The sequence below is a fragment of the Larkinella harenae genome, assembly GCF_054780515.1.
Map to the genome: position 1 here is coordinate 803,352 of NZ_BAAGWE010000001.1, position 25,096 is coordinate 828,447.

The 25,096-nt window shown below is 53.1% G+C and carries 26 protein-coding genes; 12 read left to right on the forward strand and 14 right to left on the reverse strand.

Annotated features, from left to right (window positions below; all coding sequences use genetic code 11):
* Positions 1-77 precede the first annotated feature (77 nt).
* Together ACYVH9_RS03305 and ACYVH9_RS03310 are read right to left on the reverse strand one after the other, a co-directional pair.
* Positions 78-245 carry a hypothetical protein gene (locus ACYVH9_RS03305; RefSeq protein ID WP_460634868.1) on the reverse strand — a complete coding sequence of 56 codons (168 nt, stop codon included), beginning with the start codon at positions 243-245 and terminating at the stop codon, positions 78-80.
* A 63-nt stretch (positions 246-308) separates the two neighbouring features.
* The gene (locus ACYVH9_RS03310) at positions 309-974 is read right to left on the reverse strand and encodes a phosphoribosyltransferase (RefSeq protein ID WP_460634869.1); all 666 of its coding nucleotides are present in this window, start codon (positions 972-974) and stop codon (positions 309-311) included.
* Between the two features lie 347 nt (positions 975-1,321).
* Between ACYVH9_RS03310 and ACYVH9_RS03315 the strand changes: the two genes are divergently transcribed.
* On the forward strand, positions 1,322-2,107 hold the full coding sequence (locus ACYVH9_RS03315) for an alpha/beta hydrolase (RefSeq protein WP_460634870.1): 786 nt from the start codon (positions 1,322-1,324) through the stop codon (positions 2,105-2,107).
* A gap of 65 nt (positions 2,108-2,172) precedes the next feature.
* On the opposite strand, the gene kbl is transcribed toward ACYVH9_RS03315, so the two are convergent.
* Entirely contained in the window at positions 2,173-3,378 is a 1,206-nt protein-coding gene (kbl, locus tag ACYVH9_RS03320; protein WP_460634871.1) for a glycine C-acetyltransferase, read from the reverse strand.
* A gap of 4 nt (positions 3,379-3,382) precedes the next feature.
* Positions 3,383-4,342 carry an NAD-dependent epimerase/dehydratase family protein gene (locus ACYVH9_RS03325; RefSeq protein WP_460634872.1) on the reverse strand — a complete coding sequence of 320 codons (960 nt, stop codon included), beginning with the start codon at positions 4,340-4,342 and terminating at the stop codon, positions 3,383-3,385.
* 193 nt (positions 4,343-4,535) lie between these two features.
* Here ACYVH9_RS03325 and ACYVH9_RS03330 point away from each other — a divergent pair, with 193 nt between their 5' ends.
* Positions 4,536-5,000, forward strand: a complete 465-nt coding sequence (locus tag ACYVH9_RS03330; RefSeq protein ID WP_460634873.1) for an Lrp/AsnC family transcriptional regulator — start codon at positions 4,536-4,538, stop codon at positions 4,998-5,000.
* On the opposite strand, the gene ACYVH9_RS03335 is transcribed toward ACYVH9_RS03330, so the two are convergent.
* Positions 4,994-5,611 (reverse strand): trimeric intracellular cation channel family protein, encoded by a 618-nt coding sequence (locus ACYVH9_RS03335; RefSeq protein WP_460634874.1) that lies wholly within the window; start codon positions 5,609-5,611, stop codon positions 4,994-4,996. The genes ACYVH9_RS03330 and ACYVH9_RS03335 overlap by 7 nt on opposite strands.
* Positions 5,612-5,698: 87 nt before the next feature.
* Here ACYVH9_RS03335 and ACYVH9_RS03340 point away from each other — a divergent pair, with 87 nt between their 5' ends.
* Both ACYVH9_RS03340 and ACYVH9_RS03345 read left to right on the forward strand, forming a co-directional pair.
* Positions 5,699-6,886, forward strand: coding sequence for a sialidase family protein (locus ACYVH9_RS03340; RefSeq protein ID WP_460634875.1), 1,188 nt, complete (start codon positions 5,699-5,701; stop codon positions 6,884-6,886).
* A gap of 51 nt (positions 6,887-6,937) precedes the next feature.
* Complete coding sequence (locus ACYVH9_RS03345) at positions 6,938-7,675, forward strand: hypothetical protein (protein ID WP_460634876.1); 738 nt, start codon at positions 6,938-6,940, stop codon at positions 7,673-7,675.
* A 22-nt stretch (positions 7,676-7,697) separates the two neighbouring features.
* On the opposite strand, the gene ACYVH9_RS03350 is transcribed toward ACYVH9_RS03345, so the two are convergent.
* From ACYVH9_RS03350 to ACYVH9_RS03365, 4 genes are all read right to left on the reverse strand, one after another.
* Positions 7,698-8,663: a nitrilase family protein gene (locus ACYVH9_RS03350; protein WP_460634877.1), complete on the reverse strand. Its 966-nt coding sequence runs from the start codon at positions 8,661-8,663 to the stop codon at positions 7,698-7,700.
* 71 nt (positions 8,664-8,734) lie between these two features.
* Positions 8,735-10,756, reverse strand: a complete 2,022-nt coding sequence (locus tag ACYVH9_RS03355) for an SUMF1/EgtB/PvdO family nonheme iron enzyme (protein WP_460634878.1) — start codon at positions 10,754-10,756, stop codon at positions 8,735-8,737.
* Between the two features lie 64 nt (positions 10,757-10,820).
* Complete coding sequence (locus ACYVH9_RS03360) at positions 10,821-11,789, reverse strand: dihydrodipicolinate synthase family protein (protein ID WP_460634879.1); 969 nt, start codon at positions 11,787-11,789, stop codon at positions 10,821-10,823.
* A 166-nt stretch (positions 11,790-11,955) separates the two neighbouring features.
* Entirely contained in the window at positions 11,956-13,548 is a 1,593-nt protein-coding gene (locus tag ACYVH9_RS03365; protein ID WP_460634880.1) for a sodium:solute symporter family protein, read from the reverse strand.
* Positions 13,549-13,752: 204 nt separating this feature from the next.
* Between ACYVH9_RS03365 and ACYVH9_RS03370 the strand changes: the two genes are divergently transcribed.
* The 6 genes from ACYVH9_RS03370 to ACYVH9_RS03395 all read left to right on the forward strand — a co-directional run bounded on the left by ACYVH9_RS03370 (position 13,753) and on the right by ACYVH9_RS03395 (position 18,998).
* Positions 13,753-14,619 carry an AraC family transcriptional regulator gene (locus ACYVH9_RS03370; protein ID WP_460634881.1) on the forward strand — a complete coding sequence of 289 codons (867 nt, stop codon included), beginning with the start codon at positions 13,753-13,755 and terminating at the stop codon, positions 14,617-14,619.
* A 124-nt stretch (positions 14,620-14,743) separates the two neighbouring features.
* Positions 14,744-16,123: a DUF3748 domain-containing protein gene (locus ACYVH9_RS03375; protein WP_460634882.1), complete on the forward strand. Its 1,380-nt coding sequence runs from the start codon at positions 14,744-14,746 to the stop codon at positions 16,121-16,123.
* A gap of 343 nt (positions 16,124-16,466) precedes the next feature.
* The gene (locus ACYVH9_RS03380; RefSeq protein ID WP_460634883.1) at positions 16,467-17,258 is read left to right on the forward strand and encodes an SDR family oxidoreductase; all 792 of its coding nucleotides are present in this window, start codon (positions 16,467-16,469) and stop codon (positions 17,256-17,258) included.
* Positions 17,259-17,262: 4 nt separating this feature from the next.
* Positions 17,263-17,709 (forward strand): DUF2147 domain-containing protein, encoded by a 447-nt coding sequence (locus ACYVH9_RS03385; protein WP_460634884.1) that lies wholly within the window; start codon positions 17,263-17,265, stop codon positions 17,707-17,709.
* A 25-nt stretch (positions 17,710-17,734) separates the two neighbouring features.
* Complete coding sequence (locus ACYVH9_RS03390; protein ID WP_460634885.1) at positions 17,735-18,079, forward strand: hypothetical protein; 345 nt, start codon at positions 17,735-17,737, stop codon at positions 18,077-18,079.
* A 10-nt stretch (positions 18,080-18,089) separates the two neighbouring features.
* Complete coding sequence (locus ACYVH9_RS03395; RefSeq protein ID WP_460634886.1) at positions 18,090-18,998, forward strand: helix-turn-helix domain-containing protein; 909 nt, start codon at positions 18,090-18,092, stop codon at positions 18,996-18,998.
* A 15-nt stretch (positions 18,999-19,013) separates the two neighbouring features.
* Here ACYVH9_RS03395 and ACYVH9_RS03400 read toward each other — a convergent pair whose 3' ends face one another.
* The 3 genes from ACYVH9_RS03400 to ACYVH9_RS03410 all read right to left on the reverse strand — a co-directional run bounded on the left by ACYVH9_RS03400 (position 19,014) and on the right by ACYVH9_RS03410 (position 23,361).
* The gene (locus ACYVH9_RS03400) at positions 19,014-21,299 is read right to left on the reverse strand and encodes a family 20 glycosylhydrolase (RefSeq protein ID WP_460634887.1); all 2,286 of its coding nucleotides are present in this window, start codon (positions 21,297-21,299) and stop codon (positions 19,014-19,016) included.
* Positions 21,300-21,567: 268 nt separating this feature from the next.
* A complete protein-coding gene (locus tag ACYVH9_RS03405; RefSeq protein WP_460634888.1) occupies positions 21,568-22,056 on the reverse strand; it encodes a GyrI-like domain-containing protein in 489 nt (162 codons plus the stop codon).
* Positions 22,057-22,071: 15 nt separating this feature from the next.
* Positions 22,072-23,361 carry an alpha/beta hydrolase family protein gene (locus tag ACYVH9_RS03410; RefSeq protein WP_460634889.1) on the reverse strand — a complete coding sequence of 430 codons (1,290 nt, stop codon included), beginning with the start codon at positions 23,359-23,361 and terminating at the stop codon, positions 22,072-22,074.
* A 112-nt stretch (positions 23,362-23,473) separates the two neighbouring features.
* Here ACYVH9_RS03410 and ACYVH9_RS03415 point away from each other — a divergent pair, with 112 nt between their 5' ends.
* Both ACYVH9_RS03415 and ACYVH9_RS03420 read left to right on the forward strand, forming a co-directional pair.
* Positions 23,474-23,821: an ArsC family reductase gene (locus ACYVH9_RS03415; RefSeq protein WP_460634890.1), complete on the forward strand. Its 348-nt coding sequence runs from the start codon at positions 23,474-23,476 to the stop codon at positions 23,819-23,821.
* A gap of 20 nt (positions 23,822-23,841) precedes the next feature.
* Positions 23,842-24,240: a group III truncated hemoglobin gene (locus ACYVH9_RS03420; RefSeq protein ID WP_265994120.1), complete on the forward strand. Its 399-nt coding sequence runs from the start codon at positions 23,842-23,844 to the stop codon at positions 24,238-24,240.
* Positions 24,241-24,243: 3 nt separating this feature from the next.
* On the opposite strand, the gene ACYVH9_RS03425 is transcribed toward ACYVH9_RS03420, so the two are convergent.
* Both ACYVH9_RS03425 and ACYVH9_RS03430 read right to left on the reverse strand, forming a co-directional pair.
* Positions 24,244-24,387, reverse strand: a complete 144-nt coding sequence (locus tag ACYVH9_RS03425; RefSeq protein ID WP_460634891.1) for a DUF2256 domain-containing protein — start codon at positions 24,385-24,387, stop codon at positions 24,244-24,246.
* Positions 24,384-25,031 (reverse strand): flavin reductase family protein, encoded by a 648-nt coding sequence (locus ACYVH9_RS03430; protein WP_460634892.1) that lies wholly within the window; start codon positions 25,029-25,031, stop codon positions 24,384-24,386. Before ACYVH9_RS03430 ends, ACYVH9_RS03425 begins: the two co-directional genes overlap by 4 nt.
* Positions 25,032-25,096 lie beyond the last annotated feature (65 nt).

Genomic DNA, 25,096 nt, shown 5'->3' on the forward strand with positions numbered 1-25,096 from the left:
AAAACCGTTCAAGCCAAGGTGCGCTACCGCAGGAAGTGCTTCAGTTGGATGCGTAAGGAGCGAACCCAACTGACCTCCTACGACTCCGTAGCCATTGAGCTATTCTTTTCGGTATCGTCGAGGTCGGTGCCGCGCAGGTCGGTTTGGTTTGAGCTATTTTTCTGGGTTTCGTCTTGATCAGGAGCGGTGTTCTTTTGTGTATCTTCGGTTAGCTGGGAGCTATTTTGCTCTTGTTTCGTTTCCATGAGAATGGGAATTTAATGAGTGAACAATCAATACTAAAACCATTATAAGCAACGGTTTTGTTGTTAGGATTTTCGGTGCAAATCCTCCATGGCGGCCCGATGAAGCAACTCCTTTACTTCATCATCGGTAGTTTGCGAAAAATCTTCATACCACCTGCCAACGCCGTAAAAGGGTTCTGGCGTTGCTGTGCACACGACGGCATCGACGTCCTTGCCTAGTTGTTCACAGGTCGATTCGGCCGCTACCGGAACCCCGGCGATCACCCGCGTGGGTTTTTGCTGGCGGAGTGCCTGAGCGGCTGCCCGCATGGTGGCACCGGTAGCAAGGCCGTCATCAATGAGAAAGACGGTTTTGCCTTGTATTTCCACTGTCGGTCGAACGTTGCGGTAGGCTTCCTCCCGCCGTTTCAATTCCTGTTGCTCCCGCGCGGTTATCTCCTCGATCACCTTCTGACTTAGGTGCATCGACCGGACAAGGTCAGTGTTCAGCACCCGGATACCACCAGACGCAATGGCCCCAAAAGCGAGTTCTTCCTGGCCCGGAACGCCCAGTTTTCTGACCAGAAATACATCCAAAGGTGCTTTTAGTTGCCGGGCCACTTCATAGGCGACTGGCACTCCGCCCCGGGGTAGTGCTAATACCAGCGGTTTCCCATCTGTAGCGTAGCCGGTCAATGCATTTGCCAGCCGTTGGCCCGCTTCTCGGCGGTTTTTAAAGAGCATACGCATCGGAGTAGGGCTGGCCTACGAGTTGGTCCACTCTTCAATAACCCTTTTCAGACCGATCGGTTTTGAACCTACCGGTTTTTAGCAGCGTCTTTCGGGAAGCTTAATCAAACCGGCGGCTGGGCGGGGCAAGCTGGCGATTGGCAAAAATGATTCATGCGAAACTGGGACCAGCGTTGGACGAGGCTGGTGGTCAGGCTAATACAGGCGGGAAAGTTTTTTATCTAAATCACGAGACCTCTATCACTTCTTAACCCAGGTTAAACTTTTTGATCGACACCGTTCCGAATTTTGTCTCGTTCAAATTGCTGAACGACAGCTACAAACAAAACTCTTAAAACGATACGATCATGAAAGCTAGTAACACAAAAACCGTCTTGTTTATTACCGGAGCCTTCGTTGTCAACACCAGTTGGAAAGAATGGCAAGCCTACTTCGAAAGCAAAGGCTATACAACGCTGGCACCGGCCTGGCCGTACAAAAACGGAACCGCTACCGAACTCCGAAACCGCCAGCCGAACGATACTGACTTGGCGGCTTTAACGCTGGAAGAACTGGTTGATCATTACGCGGCCATTGCCAGAAAACTGCCCGAAAAACCGATTATTATTGGGCACTCGCTCGGTGGACTGATTACCCAGATCCTGATTAACCGTGGACTCGGCGTTGCCGGTGTGGCTATTCACCCCGTGCCGCCCCAGGGTGTTTTTCCGTACGAATTTTCATTTCTGAAAGCGGGCTGGAAAGCGTTAGGTCTGTTTACCTCCCTGAAGAAAACGTACCTGATGTCGTTCAAAGACTGGCAATATGCGTTTGTGAACAACATGCCGCTGGATGAGCAGCAAAAAGCGTACGAAGAAAACACGATACCGGAATCGAAAACCGTCGCCCGGGGCGGTTTGACCAGCGCGGCCAAGGTCGATTTTGCGAAACCGCACGCGCCGTTGCTGATTACTTCCGGGGAAATCGACAACATTATTCCTGCTCACCTAAATTACCGGAATTACAAAGCTTACAAGCCGAATGGTTCGGTGCTGGATTACAAGGAGTTTCCGGGCCGGAACCACTTTGTGCTGGGCCAGCCGACCTGGACAGAAGACGCCGACTACATCCTGGACTGGCTTAGTCAGCGCTGAGTAAGTAATAATCCACAAAAAAGCCGTCCAGAAAAATCCTGGACGGCTTTTTTGTAGGTATCAAACTAGGCAACCGGCTGCTCGGCGGGGATAACACCCAGCTTGCGGCCGATTTTGGTGAAGGCGGCAACGGCTTTTTCGAGGTGCTCCGGCTCGTGGCCCGCCGAAATCTGCACCCGAATCCGGGCTTTGCCTTTCGGAACCACCGGGTAAAAGAAACCGATGACATAAATGCCTTCTTCCAGTAATTTGGCCGCAAATTCCTGAGCCAGCGGAGCGTCGTACAGCATGATGGGGACAATCGGGTGTTCGCCGGGCAGAATGTCGAAACCGGCGGCCGTCATCGCTTCCCGGAAATACCGCGTGTTGGATTCCAGTTTGTCACGCAGTGCGGTAGACAAGGCCAGAATCTCCAGCACCTTCAGCGACGCGCCGACAATGGCGGGAGCCAGCGTATTCGAGAACAGGTAGGGCCGGGAGCGTTGGCGTAGTAACTCTACAATCTCTTTCCGGGCGGCCGTAAAGCCGCCTGATGCACCACCGAGTGCTTTCCCGTAGGTACCGGTAATGATGTCGATCCGGCCGAATACGTTCCGGTGTTCCGGCGTTCCACGACCGGTTTTGCCCAGAAAACCACTGGCGTGGCATTCGTCCACCATCACCATCGCACCGTATTGATCGGCCAGATCGCAGATTTTGTCGAGTTGGGCAATGGTTCCGTCCATCGAGAACGCGCCGTCGGTCACAATCAATTTTCGGCGACTGCCCGAAGCTGCCTGCAACTGGGTTTCCAGATCGGCCATATCGTTGTGTTTGTACCGAAACCGTTTGGCCTTACACAGCCGAATTCCGTCGATGATCGACGCGTGGTTCAGTTCATCCGAAATAATGGCATCTTCCTCGTTCAGCAGGGGTTCAAAAACTCCGCCGTTGGCGTCGAACGCGGCTGCGTACAGGATGCAGTCTTCGGCTCCGACAAACTCGGCGGTTTTGCGTTCGAGTTCTTTGTGAATATCCTGGGTACCGCAGATAAACCGTACCGACGACAGCCCAAAACCGTGGGTGTCGAGCGTTTTGTGCGCGGCTTTGATGACGTCCGGGTGCGATGACAGACCGAGGTAATTGTTGGCGCAGAAGTTCAGGACTTCCCGGCCGCCATGAATCGCGATGACCGACGATTGCGGAGAAACAATAATCCGTTCGGATTTATACAAACCGGCTTCCCGGATCGAATCGAGTTCCTGTTGAAGTTCTTTTTGAATACCGTACATACCGTTAATGCGTTGGGATGAGGTGATAGACAGTAGAAAGTTGCGAGATCATTTCCTGCGTCATGCGCGGCAGATCGTATTCCGGTTGCCAGCCCCAGTCGTGCCGGGCCACCGAATCGTCGATGGTTTTGGGCCAGGAGTCGGCGATGGCCTGCCGGAAATCGGGTTGATACTGAACCGTAAAATCGGGGAAATAGGCCTGAATCGAAGCCGTCAGTTCGGCCGGTGTGAAGCTCATGCCCGTCAGGTTGTACGACGTCCGGATGCTGATCTGGCTAGCTGGTGCTTCCATCAATTCGAGGGTGGCCCGCAGTGCATCGTCCATGTACATCATCGGCAGCAGGGTGTCTTCGGACAGAAAGCACGTATACGGTTTTCCCTGAACTGCTTCGTGAAAGATGGCGACGGCGTAGTCGGTGGTGCCGCCCCCCGGCATGGACTGGTAGCTGATCAGGCCCGGATACCGCAGCGAGCGCACATCCAGCCCGTAGCGTTTGTGGTAGTACAGCGACCAGTTTTCGGCGGCCACCTTGCTGATCCCGTACACCGTGGCCGGGTCGAGCGATGCCGTCTGAGGGGTTTCAAACTTGGGCGCGTGCTCACCGAAAGCCGCAATGGAACTTGGAACGAACAATTTTCGGACGTGGTGAATGCGGGCCACTTCCAGCACGTTGAGCAGCGTCTGCATGTTCAGGTTCCAGGCACCGAGCGGATCGGTTTCTCCTTTAGCCGAAAGTACGGCCGCCAGGTGATAAATCTGGGTGATCCGGTACCGCTGAACCAGTTTGGCCAGCGCATCGGCATTGGTGGCGTCCAGTAACTCAAAAATACCGGCTTGGTTTTCGGGCAAACGCAGGTCAGCGCCAATGACCGAATTCATTCCGTAAAGGGCCTGAAGCCGGGGGAGAAGGGCTGTACCGATCTGGCCGTTGGCTCCGATCACTAAAATGGTTTCGCGCTTCATTTTTCTAGTCAGTTGAAGTGTAAACTTAACAACGAAAAGTCAAGAGTTGTTTTGTGGTGCAAATTTACCTCAACCGACTATTTTTGTGTAATTATTCAATAAATCCGTTAATATTGTTGCTAATATATTTCTACGAAGATAATATTTCTGTTTTTGAAGAATTGCCCTGAACGGTTTTAGAAAAATTTTCGGCATGGATCAACTGGATGAAACGGACAAAAAGCTGCTACGGCTTTTGCAGGAAGATGCGAAGCTGACAACGAAAGAGTTAGCGGGACAGCTGGGCCTGACGCTCTCGCCGGTTTACGAACGCATCAAACGGCTGGAAGGGCTGGGCTTTATCAAGCAATACGTGGCGGTTCTGGATAAAAATCTGCTGGGCCAGCCCATCACGGCGTTCTGCCAGGTGTCGATGCGCTACCATGACAAAGCGTTTATCGACAAGTTCGAGGAAGAAATCAAGAAACTGGAAGAGGTGCAGGAATGCTACCATATGGCCGGTCAGGTTGACTTCTTGCTCAAAATTCACGTCAGCAGCCTGGACGGCTACCACAACTTTGTGAAATACAAGCTATCTGAAATTGAGAATATTGGCGTGTTAAACAGCACGTTTGTTCTGAAAGAGATCAAGCATAACCTGGGCTACGCCATTCATTGATTACCGATACGCGGCAAGGTCCAGCCGTACCGGATGGCAAACAGTCGAAGGAGGGTAATGCTAGCGGCTGATAGTAGAAAATTCAAAGTGGGATCGATGGCCAACGATTTCCCCAGAATATACAACAGCGCACCCGCCAGGCAGGCCGTGGCATACACGTGTTTTTCGAAAATCAGCGGGATGTCATTCACTAGTGTGTCGCGCAGCACACCGCCAAACAGGGCCGACATCACACCCAGCAAAACCGCAGCCCAGTTGTTGACATCCAGGCTCAACGCTTTTTGTAACCCGAAAATGGTGTAAATACCGATACCGAGCGTATCGAAAAAAAGCAGGGGTCGCCGGAGCTGACCAAACCACCAGCGTCGTCCGACGATGGCAATGGCGACGCCCATCATAATCACCATGATGTAATTGGGGTCTCGGATCCAGAAAATGGGATGAGCGCCCATGATGATATCACGGGTCGTTCCGCCACCGACCGCGGTCAGGAAACCAATAAAAGAGATGCCGAACAGGTCGTGGTACATTTTTTTACTCAAGGCGGAGAGTGCTCCGGAGATGGCAAAAATGCCCGTGCCGATTAGGTCGAGGAGATACCAATTGCTCATGACTCAAAGGAAACATTTTTTCGCCAGATGCTGCGAAAATTGTCTAGTTTCGTAGCGTTCCTGACCTCTTTTTGACCCCTTTCCATTATGCTTCGCTTCTTGTTTCAATCGATCGGTTTTGTCACTACTTTGTTCGCTTTGTCCGGTGAAACGGTATTGTCTTTCCGCGCAGTAACGGAAGAAACAACGGTTTTTCAGCAAGGCGAAGGAGGGTATCAATGTTATCGGATTCCGGCAATTGTGAAAGCGCCCGGCGGGCAGTTGCTGGCGTTTGCGGAAGGACGGAAAGCGGGTTGCAACGATTTCGGGGATATTGATCTGGTCATGCGCATCAGTGCGGACAACGGCCGAACCTGGGGAGCACTTCGGGTCGTGGTTGATAACGGCAACTTGCTGGCCGGGAATCCCGCACCGGTTTTTGACCGCACCGACCGGGCTTTTAGGAACGGGCGCCTTTTTTTGTTCTACAACACCAGCACGGTTTCGGAAAATGATATCCGGAAAGGGCTGGGTATCCGGGAAGTTTGGTACAAGACCAGTACCGACAATGGGCAAACCTGGTCGGAGGCTGTCAACATCACGACGCAGGTAAACCGCCCGAACAAACCCGATGTAAATCCCGCTTATGCCTTTCCGGAAGACTGGCGGTGGTACGCCAATACGCCGGGCCACGCCCTGCAAATCCGGAAAGGCGGCTACAAAGGCCGGATTTTTGTAGCCGCCAACCACACCGCCGGACCACTTCAGCCGCAGTTCCGCGAGGGCCGGGCGCACGGTTTTTACTCCGATGATCACGGTAAAACCTGGAAACTGACCCCGGAGGTTGCCTACCCCGGCAGTAATGAAAGTACAGCCGCCGAAACTTCGGACGGCCACGTATTGCTGAACAGCCGGAACCAGTCCGGTGACGTAAAAAACCGGTTGTTGTCGCTTTCAAAAAGGGGCGGGGAAAAGTGGGAGCCCGTGCGGGTGGCCCAGGATTTGCCCGATCCAGTTTGCCAGGGGAGTATGATCGATTACCAACCCCGCCGAGGCAAACACGTGCTGCTGTTTTCCAATCCGAACAGCCCAACCAGCCGCGAAAACCTGACCATCCGGTTCAGCACCGACGACGGCCAGAGCTGGTCGGCGGGCAAAACCGTTTACGGCGGTCCGTCAGCGTATTCTGATCTGGTGATTCAGCAGGATGGTAACATCGGCGTGTTATACGAGAAAGATAAGTACGACCGGATTGTTTATCAATCATTGACATATGATTGGCTGGCTCAACAGTAGAAGCCGTGAACAAATTGCTTTCCAGTCTGATAAATCCACAGCCACATCAGGATGAAAAAGCTTGTTTATGTCTGGCTGGCCGTACTGGCCTTTTCCTGCAAAAAGAACGAACCAGAATTTGTGCTGCCCGTGTACGAAGACTGGTATGTTTTTCAATCCCCCATTGACCGACCTATCCAAGGCGTCTGGGGTGATATTGACAAAACGCTTTTGATTTCGACCGGCATTGCCGTCTACCGATCTGTCGATCGGGGAACGACCTGGCAGGCGGTTATTCCGCACTCCAGCAACGGTATTTTCGGGATTACGAAGCAGCAGGATACGCTGTTTGCCATGACGGGCCTGACCAACCGGGGATTTGGATCAACCTATCGTCAGGCATTGGTGAATCCCAGTCAGTACAGTGTTGACGATGGCCAGACCTGGCAGCAGTACAAACGGTACAACCCCACGCTAGACTACGACCGTCTTTCGGAAGCTGAGAAGCGTCGCTTTTTTATCAATCCGGTTACAACCGCAGCGGGAAATTCCTACATCATCAACGTCGTTTATCTGGACGATTCTACCCAGGCCAGACGCCGGTTCGAAACTCCGGGCGTTACAACGTCAGCGGGGAATCGGATCGACCTGCCGCAGCTTCACCAGTTGAACAGTCTCTACCTCGACGCCAGCGAACGGCTTTACCTGTCCGGTACGGATGCGGTGTGTGGGCGTGACCCCAATTTTGCGTTCTGCAACAGCAAGGAAGGACGCGGTATGGTCTACGTGTCTAAAAAGCCCCGGCCCTGATGAATAACCGTCGGAAAGCTATCTACGCCGATGGATCAATTTCGGGATTCAGCCAAACTACTTTTTGTTCGGGCTGGTGCTCCTGACCAATGATGTCGCGGTACAGATCCGGTCGGCGGGCTTTTTTGTAGCGATACCCGCCCGCCATGGTTAATTTTTCCGGTGTACAGGTCGCAATCGCCATGTCGTTACCCAGATTTCGGCATTCGGCCAGTACGTCGCCAAACGGATCCAGAATCATCGAACAGCCATTTTTGAGCTGATCGTCGTCCATGCCGATTGGGTTGGAGAAAACCACATAAATACCGTTGTCGTAAGCCCGGGCGGGTAGCCACTTCATGAGCCACGCCCGGCCTTTCATGCCGTCAAATTCGAGCCGCAGCGAGGTGGGGTCCTGCTCCCGGTTTTCCCAAAGCGCTGGATCGACGAAGCCTGCACCTGGTCGGGTGGAGGGCGTACACATCGTGACGTGCGGCATGAAAATAATATCGGCGCCCAGCAGCGTCGTTGCCCGGACGTTTTCGATCACGTTGTTGTCGTAGCAGATCAGAATGCCACATTTCCAGCCTTTGATTTCAAACACCACATACTGATCGCCCGGCAGCAGGTGCGGATTGATAAATGGGTGCAGTTTGCGGTATTTGGCAATTAATCCGTTTTCACCGACGCAAACCTGCGCCTTGAACAGCCGGTCCTGCTCATCTTTTTCGAACAGGCCCGCCAGAATCACAATCTGGTGTTCACGGGCAATGTCGGTTAGCGTCTGAATGCTTTCTCCGTCCGGAATGCGCTCGGCGATGTCCAGCATCTGCTCGCGCGACAGGTGCCGGGCGTGGGTGTAGCCGGGAATGGAGCACTCGTGAAAAGCAACCACATCGGCTCCTTTCTGGGCAGCCTGGGCCGCCATTCGGCGAATAATGGCCAGGTTGTGCGTTTTCTGGCCGTTGAAATGTTCGAACTGGGCGGTAGCAATACGAAGCGGTTCCATCCCGCAAAAGTAGCAATAGAATGCGGTTCCGCTATGGCCGAACGCGCCAATTTGCCCGGCAAGTACCGTACCTACTGTTTGGCTGCTTCCAGGAGCATTTTCTGTTGCAACCAGGCCAGGTTAAACCGGTAGTGAATGCTGCTGCTGATCAGGTGGATCAGGTTATCGGGAGTTTGCGTCAGGGCCAGGTATCCGCGTGGTTCGGCGTTGGTCGCATTCATTTCAAATGCACCGGTCCAGGCTCCCCCGTTAAGGTAGCGGTATTGGCCATCGGTCAGCAGTTTTTTGACCGGCCAGGTTTTGCCTTCGTCGAATGACAGGGCTGCGTACATGCCGTAGCCTTTGAACGAATTGCCCTTGGCGTCGGTAAAGAGCATTCCTTTTTTGGAATCGTCGGCTTCTTCGGGGTGGTGTGTAAAACCAATCAGCATGATCGGTCCTTCGTTCAGGCGGTACAGAATCAGTCGTTGACCGCCCGCAATGGGTGGGAATTCCGAGGGTGAATAGGTCCAGGTTTTCCCCATGTCGCGCGACAGACTCATGGGCATCCGTAACACACCGTCGGCGTTGGCAATGTTGTCGCTGCGACCGAAGGCCAGCAAACTGCCGTCTTTCAGCTGCGTAACGCCCGCGTGGATTCCGGCAATCAAACCGCCGGTCGCGCCATTTTTGTAGTCCGGTTTCTGCGGCTCCGTGTACGGAGCCACCCAGGTTTTGCCGCCGTCTTTACTGACGTGTACCGCCGAGCCGCCCGATGAGCTGGGGTCGGCGTCGCAGGCTTGCACCAGCCAGCCTTCTTTGGTCTGGAATAGCCCGGCAATGACCTGATGCCGTTTTTCGTGTTCGGGTGCCACCATTTTCGGGGCCGACCAGGTAGCGCCGTTGTCGCGGCTGGTTCGCAATGCCATCGCCAGATTCTGCCAGTCACCGCTGACTTCGACGCCGTTCATGTGGTAGATCGTGCCTTTGCTATCGTGAAAAATCGAGCTGCCCGTCATGTTGCGGTCTGGCACTTTGAAAAACTCCGACGGCATCTCCCAGCGCGCCTGACCATTGCGTAAGCGACTGGCCACCACGGTCATTTCGCGCCCGGCTTCTTTTTCGGTCGAGAACCAGATCGCCATCAGGTCGCCGTTGGGCATCCAGGTGATAGCGGGTTGATGGTTATGCGAATAAAACGGTGTTCCGGAATTACAGTCCGGTTTGTTGACGTAACGGATTGGTTCGAGAAAAACCGGCTGGGTAGCCGATACGGTTTTCCAGCTGAACGGTTTTTGCGAAACGTTTTGTGCGTAAGCGTTGGGTGGTATAGCCGGAAGCGGTTGGGTAGTTGGTGGTTCGGCCTGCACGACCCGAAAGCCTACCAGCCAGTTCTTGTCTTCGGGAATCATGCCGAGCCGGTTGGTGGTGCGCAGGTACTGCACCGGCGTTCCGTGGCTGCCTCCGCGCGTGACGCGAAACTGGCCGGATGTGCGGCCCACCGGATCGCGTTGTTCGGCGGCTTCGTAAGGGCCGTACCAATCCAAACACCACTCTTCCACATTGCCGTGCATATCCTGAAGACCCCAAGGGTTGGCGGGCGTTCGGCCCACGGTGAGGGGAACGACCACCGGAATGCGGTCGGTTTTCTGGCTTTTTTGATAGTCTTTGGGCAAAAACCGTCCCGTCGAAAAGGGCGTGACGGTTCCGGCATGACAGGCGTACTCCCATTCGGCTTCCGTTGGCAGCCGGTACGGTTTTCCTTCTTTTTTACTGAGCCAATCGCAGAACGCCACGGCTTCGGCGTAGCTTACAAACACCACGGCTTCGTCGTCATCTTTCGAAAAACCGGCTTTCCCGCGTAGTTTTTTGTGTTCCGGATCGAACGCTTCGTACTGGGCATTGGTCACTTCCGTTATCGCCATTCGAAACGGCCTGGAAATCGTGACGCGGTGAACCGGTGCTTCGTCGTAATCCTCTCCTTCGCCTTCCGAGCCCCTATAAAACCGTCCGGCGGGAACCGTAACGAGTTTCATGCCCAGCGAGTTCGTCTCCTGGGCGAGAACGGTTTTGGTTAAAAGAAGTGAGATGGCTAACAGACGAATGGATTTCATAACGAAAATGCGGAATAGGCTAAATTGGATTTATCCGGACTAAAGGTCGTAAAATAAATCAAATTTAACCGACGAGCTTTCCGGCGTAAACCGTTTCGATGCCCAACGACGCCTGAAGCTGGTTGGCCGTTTCCACAAGGGCGTCCATGTCGCGTTGCAGGTCTTCAGTCAGCACGCCCACTTCCCGGCGGGTATAAAGCGAAATTGGTAAACCGCGTTTTTGCAGGGTGTATTTGGCAATAATGGGGTATGCTGAGTGAACCAGGTCCATGCAATCGACGAAGAACTGCTGCACACGGTCGATGTCCGGCTGGCGCTCGGTATTGTTAAAATGATCACAAAGCCAGACAATCAACTCCGGGAATTCATTACCCTGAATACACGACAGCCCGGCGGCCCCCGCCCGCAATGATGATACGGCATTCACCATGTAAGCATCGTACAAGCCGAATTGGTAGTTGGCTCCGGCGGCAATCCGGCGGGCCACTTCGGCATCGTCCAGGCAGGTGTCTTTGTGGTAAATCAGCCGCCCGGTCGGCAACAGATCGTTCAAGATATCGGTATTAATGACGCGTTTGTACGGTACCGGGCATTCATAAAAACCGAGCGGAATAGCATCGGTCAGATTGATCAATTCATGCATGCGTTCCAGAAAAACCGCATCTGACTCCTCCTCGTTGGCGATCAGGCTGGTAATTACAATGACCGCCTGAATGCCGGTCGCATATATACGCTTAGCGAAGTCGGCTTGCTGGGCAATGGGGCCACCAAACGTTCCGGTTGCTACCACGGGCACGCGTCCGGCAACCTGATCGACGACGAATTGGGTAACGTCCAGCCGTTCCTGCTCGGTTAGTTCATACATTTCACTGGATAAACAGTTGGCAAACAGCCCCGTTGCGCCGGTTTCGAGGTAAAAGTCAATCAGCTGCGCCAGCGCCGGGTAATCAACGGCCCCGTTTTCCTGGAACGGTGTGAGCATGACGGGAATGAAACCACGAGGTAATGAACCGACGGAAGAGGAGGAAGGCATGATAAGGATAGAATAAAAAGGTTGAAAATAGAGACAGGTTGGTTTTTCGCAGACGCTAGCGGAGTTCGTTAGCGTTGGGCGGAGTCGCTGATAACTCTACAGAACTCCGCTCAACGCTGCGAAATAAATTAAGGGTTTAGGAGAATTTTGGGTTAGGGGTAATCGTCTACTCGTTGAGAACTGTATTTTGGGGTTTAGGAATAGCAGTATGTTTGTTGCCGCGTAGTTTGGTAAGCAGCAGGCCCACCAGGAAAATAGTCAGGGTGCCGACCACCATAATCATATTTTGGTGAAACGGGCTGCGCAGCGAAGCATATTCGTCCGGAATCTGGCTGGAAAAAGTCATCCAGACAATGACCAGCAGTCCAATGGCCGTGGCCATCCAGGCTTCCGTATTGCGGGTCTGCCGGGAAATGATGCCCAATAAAAACAATCCCAGCATACCACCGGCGAAAATTCCGGAGAGCATCCACCAGATATCCAGCACACTCTTGACGCCAATCATAGCGATACCGGTTGTCATGCCCAGCACGCCGAAAACCGTGGTGGCAATGTAGAGCAACCGCAGGGACTGCCGGTCCGACAGGTTGGGGTTCAAATACCGTTGGTAAATGTCCACCGAAAAAACCGTAGCGGATGCGTTCATGCTCGAACTAATCGTGCTCATGGCTGCGGACAGGATGGCGGCAACGATCAACCCGACCAGCCCTGCCGGAACCTTGTTGACCATGAAGTGCGGCATTACTTTATCCCCAAATTCGGCCGGAGTGAGGGTGTTAGCCAGCTGGCGTATCGCTTCCTGACTGCCGTTGGGCAACCGTTCGCCCGCCACCTGCATCCGAACGGCGTCGAGCAGCTCTGGGTTGCTCATGTAATAGGCATACAGACACGAGCCCAGTACAAAGAACATGAGCGAAACCGGCACGTACAGATAGACGCACAGCCAGATCGAGCGGGTGGCTTCCTTGATGGAGGTGGTGGTGTGATACCGCTGAACGTAGTTCTGATCCATCCCGAAGTTGTTCAGGTTCATGAAAAAACCGTAGAGGAACACGACCCAGAAAGTGGCCTGTGTAAAATCGGGCGAGAAACTGCCGAGGCTGAACTTGTCATCGACCTTACCAATTTCTACAATTTTGCTCACCCCGCCCGGCATACCATCGATGACCAGCCAGAGAATGATCAACGCGCCGGCGGTTTTGATAACCCCCTGCACCACTTCCGTCCAGATCACGGCTTCCATTCCGCCCATAACCGTATAGAGGATGATACACAGGCCCACAACAACCATGATCGTCGCCATCGGGTAGCCCGTCAAGGCTTGTAGACTCAGGGCAATACCGAAGAAAATGGAACCCATGCGGGCAAGTTGCGTCAGCAGAAAGCAAGCCACGGCGTAGGTCCGGGCCCAGGCTCCAAAGCGGTGTTCGAGGTGGGTGTACGCTGATACTTCGCCGGTGGTTCGGTAAAACGGCACAAAAAACTTGGCCGCTACCCAGGCGGAGAGGGGCATTGCCAGACTGAAAACGAATGAGTTCCAGTTGCTGCCGAAGGCTTTTCCCGGCACGCCCAGAAAGGTGTTGCTGCTGAGGAAAGTGGCGTAAATCGACATGCCGATGGCCCAGCCGGGAATCTTGCCCGAAGCCTTTGTAAACTGGTCGGCACTGTTGTTGTTGCGCGAGAAATAAATCCCAACCGCTATCATCCCGATCAGGTAAGCAACAATGACCAGCAAATCAATAACGGGTAGGTTCTTCATCAGTTGGGTTACGGTAATTTATCAGAATTATTTCGCAGGCTCCGACGAAAATAACAGCTTCTTTCTTAGCTTGCAAACGCGATTTTATGACTGCGCTGTTATTTTATTTAATTTTACTGGCAAAAATAGTGGATAAAGCCGCTAGTGTGTTGTCTAGAGTTTTCCAATCATTATACGAATTTATCATAAACGAGTGAGGACGGAATGAAGGCTCATTTTCATAAAGTACCGATCAATGCCCAGGATTCATTCAGTGTTCGGCACGACCGGAAGCCTAACTTTGGGAACATCTGGCACTATCATCCCGAACTGGAATTACACTATGTGATTCAGGGTGAGGGCGTCCGGTTCATTGGCGATAATGTCAGCAATTTTTCGGCGGGCGAAATCCTGCTGGTGGGCGAAAACCTGCCGCATACGTGGCGGTGTAACGACGATTATTTCCGGGAAGATGCTGATGTACAGGTGGAAGCAATCCTGATGCAGTTCCGACCCGACTGCCTGGGTCGAGATTTTCTGAACCTGGCCGAAACCCAACCCGTCCGGCGGCTTTACGAACGGGCGTCGCGGGGGCTGTTGATCAGGGGCGAAACGGGCGAGAAGGTGGCCACATTGCTGTACAGTGCCGTGGATGCCCGCCCGCTGCAACGTCTGATTATCCTGCTGTCGATTCTGGAAATTCTGTCGCAATCCGATGAGCTGGAGACCATTACCTCCGAACACGCTTTTTACCAGTCGAACGAACAGGAAACCGTGCGGCTCAATAAGGTGTGTAGTTACACGCTGTCAAATTACGCCAAGGAAATTACCCTCGAAGAAATTGCCTCCATCGCTAACCTGAGCGTTACGTCGTTCTGCCGGTATTTTAAACTGATGACGCATAAAACATACCACGAGTTTCTGACGGAAATCCGGATCAGCCACGCGTGCCGGGCGCTGATCGAAGACAAGCTGAGTGCAGAAGTCATCTGTTCGGAAAGCGGTTTTAACAACCTATCGAATTTTTACCGCCATTTTAAGCGGGTCAAAGGCGTTACCCCCCTCGAGTACAAGCGAAATTATCTGCAGTGAAACGATGAATACGTTTCTATTTATGGTGATTTATGCGCAGGGAGAATAGCCTGAAAGTGCCATAAACCGTATACTATAAACCGAAAACGGTATACCGACTAATCCTAAACCGAGAACTCGTTTAATGAACTCCCGAATTGGCTGGCTCATTCTTGGCGCGGGCCTGCAAACCTGCGCGCCCAAAGCGCATGTAACAATGAATTTTACCGAAAAACAGCTCACTTCTGATGCCAAAGGGCATACGATTCACAATGCCCAGGCATTTTCTCCTTCCGACGAATGGCTCGTGTATGATACCCGTAATGTGGATACGGGTATAGGCAGTACCGGTTCCATTGAAATGGTAAACGTCAGCTCGGGCGAAATCAAGATCTTGTATCAAACGGAGAACCAAACCCAGTTTGGTCCCGGCGTAGGTGCCGTCACGTTTTCACCTGTTCAAAACCGGGTGCTGTTCATCCACGGCATCCGGAATGCAGACGCCGAAAAACCGTACGGTTTTGCCCGTCGCACGGGCGTTGCCATCGATACCGATCAGCCCGGCAAACCGATTTTTCTGGATGCCCGCGATGTGACGCCACCGTTTACGCCGGGAGCTTTGCGGGGTGGTACCCATGCCCACGGCTGGAGTGCCGACGGCCAGTGGATCAGCTTTACGTACAACGATTATTTGCTCGACCGATTGGGCAAAACCAACCCGGCGGTAAAGGATTTGCGCGTAGTGGGTGTGATGGCCCCGCTCAAAAAAGTGGCCGTGGCCGATGATGGCTCGCGGGAGAACAATTCGGGGGAGCTGTTTTCGGTGGTGGTGACCCGCGTGACGGAATCCCCCAAACCGGGCAGCGACGAAATTGACAAAGCGTTTGACGAAGGCTGGATTGGCACGGATGGGTATCAAAAAACCGATGGTAGTCGCCAGAAACGGGCGCTGGCCTTTCAGGGGAATGTGCGAACGAGAGATGGCAAAACCGTCGCCGAAATTTTTGTGATCGATTTGCCCGACGATCTGACCCAAGCCGTCGATGGGCAACCGCTGGAAGGTACCGAAACCACCCGGCCCAACCCGCCCAAGGGTGTTCAGCAACGCCGGATCACGTTTACGGAGCACGGCGCGGAAGGCCCCCGGCACTGGTTGCGGACCACGCCCGACGGTGCATTGATCGGCTTTCTGGCGAAAGATACTTCCGGCGTAATTCAGCTGTTTGGCGTATCGCCCAACGGTGGCACCATTCGGCAACTCACGAAACAGCCGTTTTCGATTCAAACAACCTTCAATTTCAGTCCGGATGGCAAGTGGGTGGCGTATACCGCCGACAACAGCGTATTCATCACCGAAGTAGCCACCGGCGAGTTTCGGCGGTTAACACCCCGGTCGTCGGACGATGAGCAGCCCCGCAACGGCATTGTCTGGTCCAACAAAGGTGATCAGATTGCGTATAACCGGTATGTGACAACGGACAAAGGACGGTTTTTGCAGCTCTTTGTACTGCGGGAAGAAAAGTAGGGCCACTGGAGAGAGACACGCTGACGCCCGGTCAGCGTGTCATCAGGCCGTAGTGAAACAAGGCTAAAATTCTGTTTCAGACCATGATGGAGACCGCGACAAGGCCGTTGTTTCTCCCTAATAATAAGACGGCGACGGGCGTGAAACTTTAAGTAGGATAACCTGGTATTGCCAGAAGCGGGGTGACCATAAGTTCCCTTTTCAGCCCTGTTGATCCGTTGGAGCAAGGCTAACAGACCGTGCGCCAACAAACATCTTCCCTTTTCACTACAACATAGCGACTTTTGGCTACATCCGTTTTCTGATGGCTGATGAACTTTGCATCAACAAAAAATCAGAAACGATGAACTTACAAAACAACACCATTTTGATTACGGGCGGAACGGGCGGTTTCGGCTTCGAATTTGCCTCCAAATTGATGGCTCTGGGAAACACCGTAATCATCACCGGCCGAAATGCACAAAAGCTTCAGGAAGTAAAAAGTAAGCTTCCGGCGGTGCATACCATTCAGAGCGATGTCAGCAATGCAGCTGATATCGTCGATCTCTACAACCGGGTTACGCAGGAATTTCCAGATCTGAACATCCTGATCAACAATGCCGGAGAAATGCGTAAGATCAGCCTGCATCAACAACACGACCTGACGGACATTACGCGCGAAATCGAAATCAACCTGATGGGGCCCATCCGCATGGTACAGCAGTTTCTGCCTCACCTGAAAAAACAAAAAACCGCTGCTATTCTCAATGTTACGTCGGGAATCGCCCTGTTGCCGTTCGCCATATCACCCATTTATAGCGGCAGCAAAGCAGGACTGCGCTCCTACACCCAGGCGTTGAGAGTCCAGTTAAAAAACACCAACATCAACGTAATCGAACTGGTGGCTCCCGGCTCTTCCACACCGCTCAACGACAAGTTTAAGGACGAAGATGGGTTTAGCGCCAGTATGCTGATGGCACCGGATAAAATAGTGGATGCCGCCATCAGAGGAATGCAGAACGACAAAGAAGAAGTGTACCCCGGTATTGCCAAGGTAATGCGGATGATGAGCCGAATTGCGCCTAAATTCCTGATTGCGCAGTCTGGTAAAATGGGAGCATCAACCATGTACGGAACGCACCCGTCTAAAAGCTGAAAAAATGAAAAAGTTATGCTGCGTAGCTACCATGCTGCTGTTGTCGGTGACCGTGTTTGCCCAAAACTCACCTGCCGACCGGATAACCGGCATTTGGCTCAGTGAGGATTCCGATGTGGGGCTTAAATTTGAAATTTTTAAAGCCGAAGGGAAGTATTTTGGGAAACTGTTGTGGGCCACAACGATGTTTGAAGCAGACGGAAAAACCCCCAAGAAGGACCCCAAAAATCCCGATAAGACGTTGCGGAACCGGTCAAGGCAACACATCATCAATGTGACCAACCTCAGGTATGCCGATGGCGAGTATACCGGCGGAAAGTTATACAACCCGGATGATGGAAGGACCTACAGCCTGAAAGCAAAATTACCACACGTCAACCAGTTGGAATTTCGGGGCTATATGGGTATTTCTCTGCTTGGGCAAACCATGAAGTTCAAAAGGATTCCGTAATTACACACTAATAAAAGACAAACCGATGAAAATCGTTAGCATCATCCTCCTGTTGATTTCTGCATTCCTGAGCCTCAAACACGGCTGGGACGCTTTTCAGCCAGCCAACGCCGAACAAACAAAAATGATGGCGGATCTGGGCATTACCAAAACCGCCATGCCGTTTTTTGGCGTATTTTCGATTCTTATTGGATTAATGATACTTTTTCCGCAAACCTTCTTTCTGGGCAATGTTCTGAATGCCATCACCATTGTGTTGATCATGGCGCTGTCGTTGCAGGCAGGAAACATCAGAATGGCCCTAATCGAAATACCGTTTCTGGCTATGCCGTTGGTATTGATCGGGTTGAAGCATCCATTAACTCATTAACGCTCTTATCATGGCAGATTCAAAACCGTATCGCATAAAATCCATCACGGAAATTCACCGGTTAATGGGGCTTCCCAAACCGCATCATCCGCTCATCGGCATGATCGACCTGAAAGGGCTTAAGAACGACCCCAACCTAACTTCCGTTGTTTCTGATCTTTACGTTGTATCGCTAAAAAGGGGCTGCGACAAACTCTTCTATGGCCAACAGCGCTATGATTTTGACGAAGGCTTAATGGCTTTCATCGCCCCCGGTCAGATTCTGCGGGGCGAAGCAAACGGGGTGCCTCACACGCTCGATGGCTGGATGTTGTTTATTCATCCTGATTTTCTGTGGAATACGCCACTCGCCAAAAAAATCAGGCAATACGAGTACTTTGGCTATGCTTCCAACGAGGCTTTGTTTCTTTCGGATAAGGAAGAAACCATGATCAATGGTATCGTCGATAACATCAAACAGGAGTACCACTCCACCATTGACAAATTCAGCCAGGACGTCATTATTGCTCAACTGGAGCTTTTGCTGACCTACGCCCAACGCTTTTACGAACGGCAGTTCATCACCCGCAAGATCACCAACCACAAAATGCTGGACCGGTTGGAAGAGGTACTGGCGGATTATTTCAAGAACGAAGATTTGGCTTCCAAAGGGCTGCCCACGGTTCGCTACATGGCCGACGCACTGCACATGTCCACCAAATATTTAAGCAGTTTACTCAAACAGCTGACCGGGCAAACCACACAGCAGCTCATCCACGAAAAACTGATCGAGAAAGCCAAAGAAAAACTATCCACCACCGACCTGTCCGTCAGCGAAATTGCCTACGAACTAGGCTTTGAGCATTCCCAGTCATTCAATAAACTGTTCAAGGCGAAGACCCGGCAAAGTCCGCTGGAGTTCAGGCAGTCGTTTAACTAATCGGGCGCTCCGGCGTTAGTGCGAAAACCAGCTATCAGGAATATCGGCGGGTTCCGATCCGTTCAGGCTGTATTTCAGCTTGAGCGTAAAGCCGCCCCCGCCCTCGATGAAGTCCGCTTCGAACGGGTGCGCCCCTTTCTGTAACGCTACCTGTCCGCTTTTTTCAATCGGGAAATGGTTGCCGTCGTTATCAACCACCATCCGGTCGGCAATGCGCAGAATACCGCCGTCGTCGCAGGTGTAGAAGAAGCTGTAAACGCCCGTTTCCGGAACGGTCAGGTACCCGCGAAACTGAATGCCAAAGCTAGGCGCATTGACGGATTTCGGCACCACCACGTTGTGGATCGTATACGAACTGTCGGCGGTTTGCTGTTTCATCAGCTTGGTTTCCTTGAAGTATTTTTTGTAATAGTGACACTGCAGACCGGCTTTGGGCGCAGTAACCGTTGCGGGCGTTGCGTAGGCTTGCTGCTGGTACCGAAGCGAGTATACATCCCCGCGCACTCCCGAGGGCGTGAAAGCCGCCACCCGAACGGTTTGGGGCTTCAAAATCTCCAGCCCGTCTTTGAGTTCGGGGGAGTTGATCTGAGGCTGCGAACCGTCGGTTGTGTAGCGCAGGGTGTAGCTGTCCAACGGTTTTTTGATGCGCAGCGTGGCTTTGTCAACAAAGACGTTCTCTTCGGCAAAACCGGTCAGATCCGGCAGACGGTAATGAATGCCCATTTTTTCCATGCGCCCGTAGTGCTGAAGCAGCCGTTGCTGGAATGATGCGTAATCGGGGCGGTTGGTCCAGACTACTTCCGACAGCGCCGTCATGCGGGGCATGGCCATGTAGTCGGCCCGGTTTTCCGACGGGATGTATTCAGTCCAGATGTTGGCCTGCGCACCCAGAAAAAGGTTCTTTTGCTCCGGGGTGATGCCTTCGGGAACGACGGCCAGGTTATACACATTCTCGACCGACTGAATACCCGGAGGACTGTCGAAGTACAGCGTGCTGACGGGCGTCATCACCACCTTGTTGCCGTTGCGGGCGGCTTTCTGAGGAGCGTCTTTTACCCAGCTGCGCCAGTACATCACCGTTGCCGAGGGCTTAAGACCGCCCTCGAGCGCGTCGTCCCAAACCAGCAATTTCTTCCCCTTCGACTGAACGTAGGCTTCAATCCGGTGAACGAAGTAGCTTTGCAGTTCCTCCACGTTTTTGATGCCCTCCCGCTTCATCAGTTCCTGACAGGCGGTGGATTGCGCCCAGGTGGTTTTTTCAACCTCGTCTGCCCCGATGTGGATGTAAGAACTCGGGAAGAGCGTCATCACTTCGTTCAGGACGGTTTCCATGAACGTATAGGTGGGTTCGTTGCAGGGGCAAACAGGCACCGAAAACGTTTTTCCCATGCCCGGCTGGCCGGTGCAGCTCAGAAACGGATACGCCTGAATGGCCGAACTCAGGTGGCCAGGCATGTCAATTTCGGGGATGATTTCGATGTGCCGGGCGGCCGCGTACGCGATGAGCTTGCGCATCTGATCCTGTGTATAAAAACCGCCGTATTGCGTCTGTCCGTTGTGCTGCCGGAGAAATTGCTTCGGTAAATCAAAATCCGGGTTTTCGACGGCCCGTTTTAAAACCACCGAATCCTGATTGTTAAACGTCCGCCAGGCCCCTTCGCTCGTCAGTTTGGGGTAGGCTTTGATTTCCAGCCGCCAGCCCTGGTCGTCGGTCAGGTGGAGGTGAAAGGTGTTAAACTTGTAAAGCGCCAGCCGGTCGATGAATTTTTCTAAATAGTCGATGGAATAAAAATGGCGTGACACGTCGAGGTGCATCCCCCGCCAGCCGTAAGCTGGTTGATCCTGAATCTGGACCGCCGGAAGAACCAGCGACGACACCGGTTTGGCACTCCGGCTCTCAAGGTCAACGGGCAGCAACTGGCGAATCGTCTGAATGGCGCGGAACATGCCGACGGGCTGTCCGGCCTTCAGCGTTACCTGTTGAGGAGTAATGGTCAGGACGTACGCTTCCAGATTGGTCAGGGTCGCATCGTGCTGCAGGACGATCCGGGTGCCCTTGCCGGTAGCGGGCAACGGTTTTCTCAGACCAGCCTGGAGCAAGGCCTGCAACTGCCGGCTTTCGTTCGCAAAACGGTTGTCTTGCACGATCAGGGCGGTTTGGGCCGTTACCGTAAACTGGCCCGCAGCGGGTGCAAGCGAGGTGGGGTAGGGAATAAGCGGATATCGTTGCGCCGGATGCTGCGCTTTCACTTCCAGGACGGCCAGCAAAACCGTCAGCACGACAACATAAATTCGAATCATCGGTAAGATAAATGAGGAAAAAGACCGCTTAAAAAGCGATTCACTAGCTACAGGAAGGGTTCAGGGCGGAAGGCTGACGCGAATCGGGATTCTGTTTTTCAGAGAAGCAACTGATTTACACATCAGCCGGACTCATTCGGCATTACGCCAACCCGTTTCGGACCGTAATATTACCCCTTACAAGCCGGTTCTGCAAACGGGGAATGGTCATGTTTACCCTATCAAGACTACGCTGTCGGCATTGAGCGAGCGGTTTCGGAAGGCGGTTTTACTCGCTTTTGAACCGGATTGGAACCCAGATTTCTTCCTCCGAATCCGGATCATTGTTTCGGTACTTCTCGCCCAGCACTTCAAAATGTGGCCGGTGATCCAGCATATAGTCCGAATGGGGTAGCCACGTTCCGAAAATGTGGTGAAAGGTTTCGGCAAAGTCACTCGAAGCGCCTTTGTAGTGAAAAACGGCGTACAAACCACCGGGCAATGTAAAAGCCGTCATGCCGTCCGGAATAGCTTCGAAATCAGCAACCTCCAACAGGGCCCATTTTTCAAATTCGATGGTGAGCAGGAAATCGGCGTAGGTGAACGGTTTGTCGTAAACCTGCAATGAAACCAGCTCCGTCGTTACCGGATTGGCGATTTCTTTCCGGCGGGGCATGAAACTCCGCCATAACTCACCGGTTCGGTCGTTGGCAACCGACATGCGCAGCCGCTTGCCAACTAATTTCTTTTCGGGTAAGATTTCAATTCGTGGGGTCATCGCTGTCAGGATCATTTACGGCTTGGCATGACGCATTTCGAGACCCACCGACGTCCGGGGTTTGAAACCCGTCCACGGTTCGGCGTCGGAGCTTTCGGGGAGCGTAAGGTATTTTGCGTAAGCCATTCCTTTGAGGTGAATGCCCAGAAAAGCCGTGACAAAATGCTGGTTGATGTTGTTGATCCGGCGCTCGTTCCAGGCGGGTTCGGCGAAGTGCATGTAATCTTCGGATGCTTGGCCAGGTTTCAGCGTGGCGGCTGGCGGTGGGTTCGGCGCGACGTTGTGCCGGGCGTTGATGTAGGTCAGCAGATACCGGTCGGCATTCACGGTACCGTCGTAAATCGCTTTGACCCCTTTTTCGTACCCCGAAACGTCGTCTTTGCTGCCCGCTACCAACAGCGTCGGGAGTTTTAGGCCCGCCAGCCCTTCGGCATTCCACAGCCCGCGTTCCATGCCCCAGGGCGCAAACGCCACCACGGCTTTGATGCGCGGGTCCTGCGAGGTTTTGTAATCAGGAGCGGCCATCGTCCGGTTTTGCAGAGCCGTACTACCGCCGGTCAGCTGCCCGAAAAAGCCACTCGCCTGGGGACTGAATCCGGCCCCCGCCACGTTGAGCACTCCGTAGCCGCCCATCGAGTAGCCGATCAGCGCGGTTTGATCGGCGTTGACGAGCCCGGCCAGAAAGTGATTGGAATTTTTGGCACTCAGCCGCGCCAGTTCATCCAGCACAAACAGATCGTCGAGCGGACGATTGAGCAGGGTGCTGGGAAAGCCGCCCAGGTCGCGGTAAGTCGATTCGGTATGGTCGATGGCCGCAACTACGTAGCCTTTGGACGCCAGATTTTCGGTGAGGTACGTCAGCAAAAGCCGTGAGCCGGGGTAACCGTGCGAGACAATCACCAGCGGATACGCCCCTGTGCCCGGATCGGGTTGGGCATCGCGCAGCGCCCGGCCTACAAACGTAAACGGGACCAGCGGGCGTTTGGGGTCGTTGGCCCGGCCCAGCACTTCGTTGTATGTAACCAGCTGATCGTTACCCGCCGGAATCCGGGCCGGGTACCAGACTTCAACCGTCAGGGGCCGGTCGTAAACCGGGCTTTTTCCGTCTTTGGTTCGCAGCACATCCACCTGCGCCTTGTGGGTCAGCTTCAGCGTCCGGACGCCCACCCCGTAGGTGCCGCGGGGAGCCAGTTCCGGGGCGTCGGGCAACGGATCGCCGGGCAGAAAGGCGTCGGTGGTTTGGGCGTTGGCAGACCAACCGATGACTATAAAAAGAAAGAGCAGCCGCTTTTTCAAGGTCAGCATAGCGCGTGTGAGGGAGATGGGTCAAAATGGTCTTCAAATTACAAATTGCGCGGAGTAAACGTACACGCAACCCCGCAAATCCGTACTTTAGCGACCCAAAAAAGCACGTTGCATGTATACTTTATACGCCATTCCGAATTGCGATACCGTGAAAAAAGCCCGCACCTGGCTGGCCGATCACGGTGTTGAGTATCAGTTTTACGATTACAAAAAACAAGGTATCGACCGGCCCACAATTGAACACTGGCTGACGCAAAAGCCGTGGGAAGAACTCGTTAACCGCGCCGGAACGACCTGGAAAAAACTGCCCGATGCCGAAAAGCCCGCCGATGCCGAAGCCGCCATCGCGCTGATGATGGAGAAACCGTCGGTGATTCGTCGCCCGCTAATCGAAGCGGAGGGGAAAATAATTGCATTGGGTTTTAAACCGGATGAGTACGAAAATGTGTTCTCTAGCTAGAGACTCTTTTGACACTGAGTATGAGTAAACGAACGCTGGATTCTCCGGAAGACATTCGTTTTCTGGTGGATTCGTTTTATGAGAAAGTGCAGGCCGATGACTTCATTGGCCCGGTTTTTACCGACGTCGCTCACGTTGACTGGGATAAACATTTGCCCAAAATGTATGCGTTCTGGGAAAACATCATCCTGGGCAACAACGCGTACCAGGGCCACCCATTCCGGCCCCACCTGCTCATCAACCAGCAACATACGCTGACCCTCGACCATTTTGAGCGCTGGCTGAAACTGTTTTCGGAGACGCTGACGGAGCATTTCGAAGGCACCAATGCCGAACTGACCCGGCAACGGGCCACGCAGATCGCGCTGGTCTGGAACAACAAGTTTCAGTACATCAACAACGATTCGTACATGGGCTAATCATCAGCCCGGCGACTGGTTTTTGTTGCGTCGGCAGCGCTCACTGCAATACTTTACCTCGTCCCAGACAGTTTCCCATTTTTTGCGCCAGCTAAACGGTTTTCCGCAAACGGCGCAAATCTTGGTGGGCAAATGCTGCTTTTTCATATCGGGTTTTCGGCCGAGAAATCAGGCATGGTTTGCGGACGGGCGTACGGAAACTGCCCGATTTTTTCTAGCTTGTAATAGCTGTTCAGGCCCGAAATACCAACATCGTTGACGCGGCTTAGATCAAAATGCCCTTCTTCATCAACGGCTTCGTCGGGCACAATCAGGTGTTCAATCTGACCGATGATCAGCATCGTTCCGTTGAGTTCAATCGGTAACCCCTGCAAAAATTTCATTCCCATTTTCAGTGAACTTTCCTTCACAAACGGAGCCTGAAAACCGGAGAGGTATTCTTCCGTGAAGTGGCACTGGTCAAACTCCGATTCCTCCCGTTTGAATTTGGCCGAGGTGTAGTGTGCCTGCTCGATAAAAGCTTCGTGGACGTGGTTGATGGTGTAGTAGCCGGTTTCGAGAATGTTTTCGTAGGTATGCTGGCCCGCGTCGCGCTCCGGGCGGAGCACAAAGCCCAGCAGGGCCGGATTGCTTCCCAAATGAACGACGGAGCTAAAAATGGCCAAATTCGATTGCCCTTGGTTGGAAACCGTGCCGATCAGGTTCGCCGGTTTGATGCCGGTCACGGAATTGATGATGTTGAGCCGGCGGATTCGCTCGGTGTTGTTCAGTTCTTCTTTTGTCAGGTGCATAATGGTTTGGAAAAACCGTGTTTGGATCAAGACACCAGCTACACGAGGGCTTAATTGCTTTCTCA

What these genes read in the sequence shown, in the direction of transcription:
- ACYVH9_RS03365 (WP_460634880.1), bottom strand. Translation starts at nt 13,548, where the DNA reads ATGAAGAACCTACCCGTTATTGATTTGCTGGTCATTGTTGCTTACCTG.
- ACYVH9_RS03350 (WP_460634877.1), bottom strand. Translation starts at nt 8,663, where the DNA reads ATGGAACCGCTTCGTATTGCTACCGCCCAGTTCGAACATTTCAACGGC.
- kbl (WP_460634871.1), bottom strand. Translation starts at nt 3,378, where the DNA reads ATGTACGGTATTCAAAAAGAACTTCAACAGGAACTCGATTCGATCCGG.
- ACYVH9_RS03405 (WP_460634888.1), bottom strand. Translation starts at nt 22,056, where the DNA reads ATGACCCCACGAATTGAAATCTTACCCGAAAAGAAATTAGTTGGCAAG.
- ACYVH9_RS03415 (WP_460634890.1), top strand. Translation starts at nt 23,474, where the DNA reads ATGTATACTTTATACGCCATTCCGAATTGCGATACCGTGAAAAAAGCC.
- ACYVH9_RS03355 (WP_460634878.1), bottom strand. Translation starts at nt 10,756, where the DNA reads ATGAAATCCATTCGTCTGTTAGCCATCTCACTTCTTTTAACCAAAACC.
- ACYVH9_RS03385 (WP_460634884.1), top strand. Translation starts at nt 17,263, where the DNA reads ATGAAAAAGTTATGCTGCGTAGCTACCATGCTGCTGTTGTCGGTGACC.
- ACYVH9_RS03420 (WP_265994120.1), top strand. Translation starts at nt 23,842, where the DNA reads ATGAGTAAACGAACGCTGGATTCTCCGGAAGACATTCGTTTTCTGGTG.
- ACYVH9_RS03345 (WP_460634876.1), top strand. Translation starts at nt 6,938, where the DNA reads ATGAAAAAGCTTGTTTATGTCTGGCTGGCCGTACTGGCCTTTTCCTGC.
- ACYVH9_RS03410 (WP_460634889.1), bottom strand. Translation starts at nt 23,361, where the DNA reads ATGCTGACCTTGAAAAAGCGGCTGCTCTTTCTTTTTATAGTCATCGGT.
- ACYVH9_RS03395 (WP_460634886.1), top strand. Translation starts at nt 18,090, where the DNA reads ATGGCAGATTCAAAACCGTATCGCATAAAATCCATCACGGAAATTCAC.
- ACYVH9_RS03330 (WP_460634873.1), top strand. Translation starts at nt 4,536, where the DNA reads ATGGATCAACTGGATGAAACGGACAAAAAGCTGCTACGGCTTTTGCAG.
- ACYVH9_RS03360 (WP_460634879.1), bottom strand. Translation starts at nt 11,789, where the DNA reads ATGCCTTCCTCCTCTTCCGTCGGTTCATTACCTCGTGGTTTCATTCCC.
- ACYVH9_RS03400 (WP_460634887.1), bottom strand. Translation starts at nt 21,299, where the DNA reads ATGATTCGAATTTATGTTGTCGTGCTGACGGTTTTGCTGGCCGTCCTG.
- ACYVH9_RS03335 (WP_460634874.1), bottom strand. Translation starts at nt 5,611, where the DNA reads ATGAGCAATTGGTATCTCCTCGACCTAATCGGCACGGGCATTTTTGCC.
- ACYVH9_RS03315 (WP_460634870.1), top strand. Translation starts at nt 1,322, where the DNA reads ATGAAAGCTAGTAACACAAAAACCGTCTTGTTTATTACCGGAGCCTTC.
- ACYVH9_RS03325 (WP_460634872.1), bottom strand. Translation starts at nt 4,342, where the DNA reads ATGAAGCGCGAAACCATTTTAGTGATCGGAGCCAACGGCCAGATCGGT.
- ACYVH9_RS03310 (WP_460634869.1), bottom strand. Translation starts at nt 974, where the DNA reads ATGCGTATGCTCTTTAAAAACCGCCGAGAAGCGGGCCAACGGCTGGCA.
- ACYVH9_RS03305 (WP_460634868.1), bottom strand. Translation starts at nt 245, where the DNA reads ATGGAAACGAAACAAGAGCAAAATAGCTCCCAGCTAACCGAAGATACA.
- ACYVH9_RS03430 (WP_460634892.1), bottom strand. Translation starts at nt 25,031, where the DNA reads ATGCACCTGACAAAAGAAGAACTGAACAACACCGAGCGAATCCGCCGG.
- ACYVH9_RS03340 (WP_460634875.1), top strand. Translation starts at nt 5,699, where the DNA reads ATGCTTCGCTTCTTGTTTCAATCGATCGGTTTTGTCACTACTTTGTTC.
- ACYVH9_RS03370 (WP_460634881.1), top strand. Translation starts at nt 13,753, where the DNA reads ATGAAGGCTCATTTTCATAAAGTACCGATCAATGCCCAGGATTCATTC.
- ACYVH9_RS03375 (WP_460634882.1), top strand. Translation starts at nt 14,744, where the DNA reads ATGAACTCCCGAATTGGCTGGCTCATTCTTGGCGCGGGCCTGCAAACC.
- ACYVH9_RS03425 (WP_460634891.1), bottom strand. Translation starts at nt 24,387, where the DNA reads ATGAAAAAGCAGCATTTGCCCACCAAGATTTGCGCCGTTTGCGGAAAA.
- ACYVH9_RS03390 (WP_460634885.1), top strand. Translation starts at nt 17,735, where the DNA reads ATGAAAATCGTTAGCATCATCCTCCTGTTGATTTCTGCATTCCTGAGC.
- ACYVH9_RS03380 (WP_460634883.1), top strand. Translation starts at nt 16,467, where the DNA reads ATGAACTTACAAAACAACACCATTTTGATTACGGGCGGAACGGGCGGT.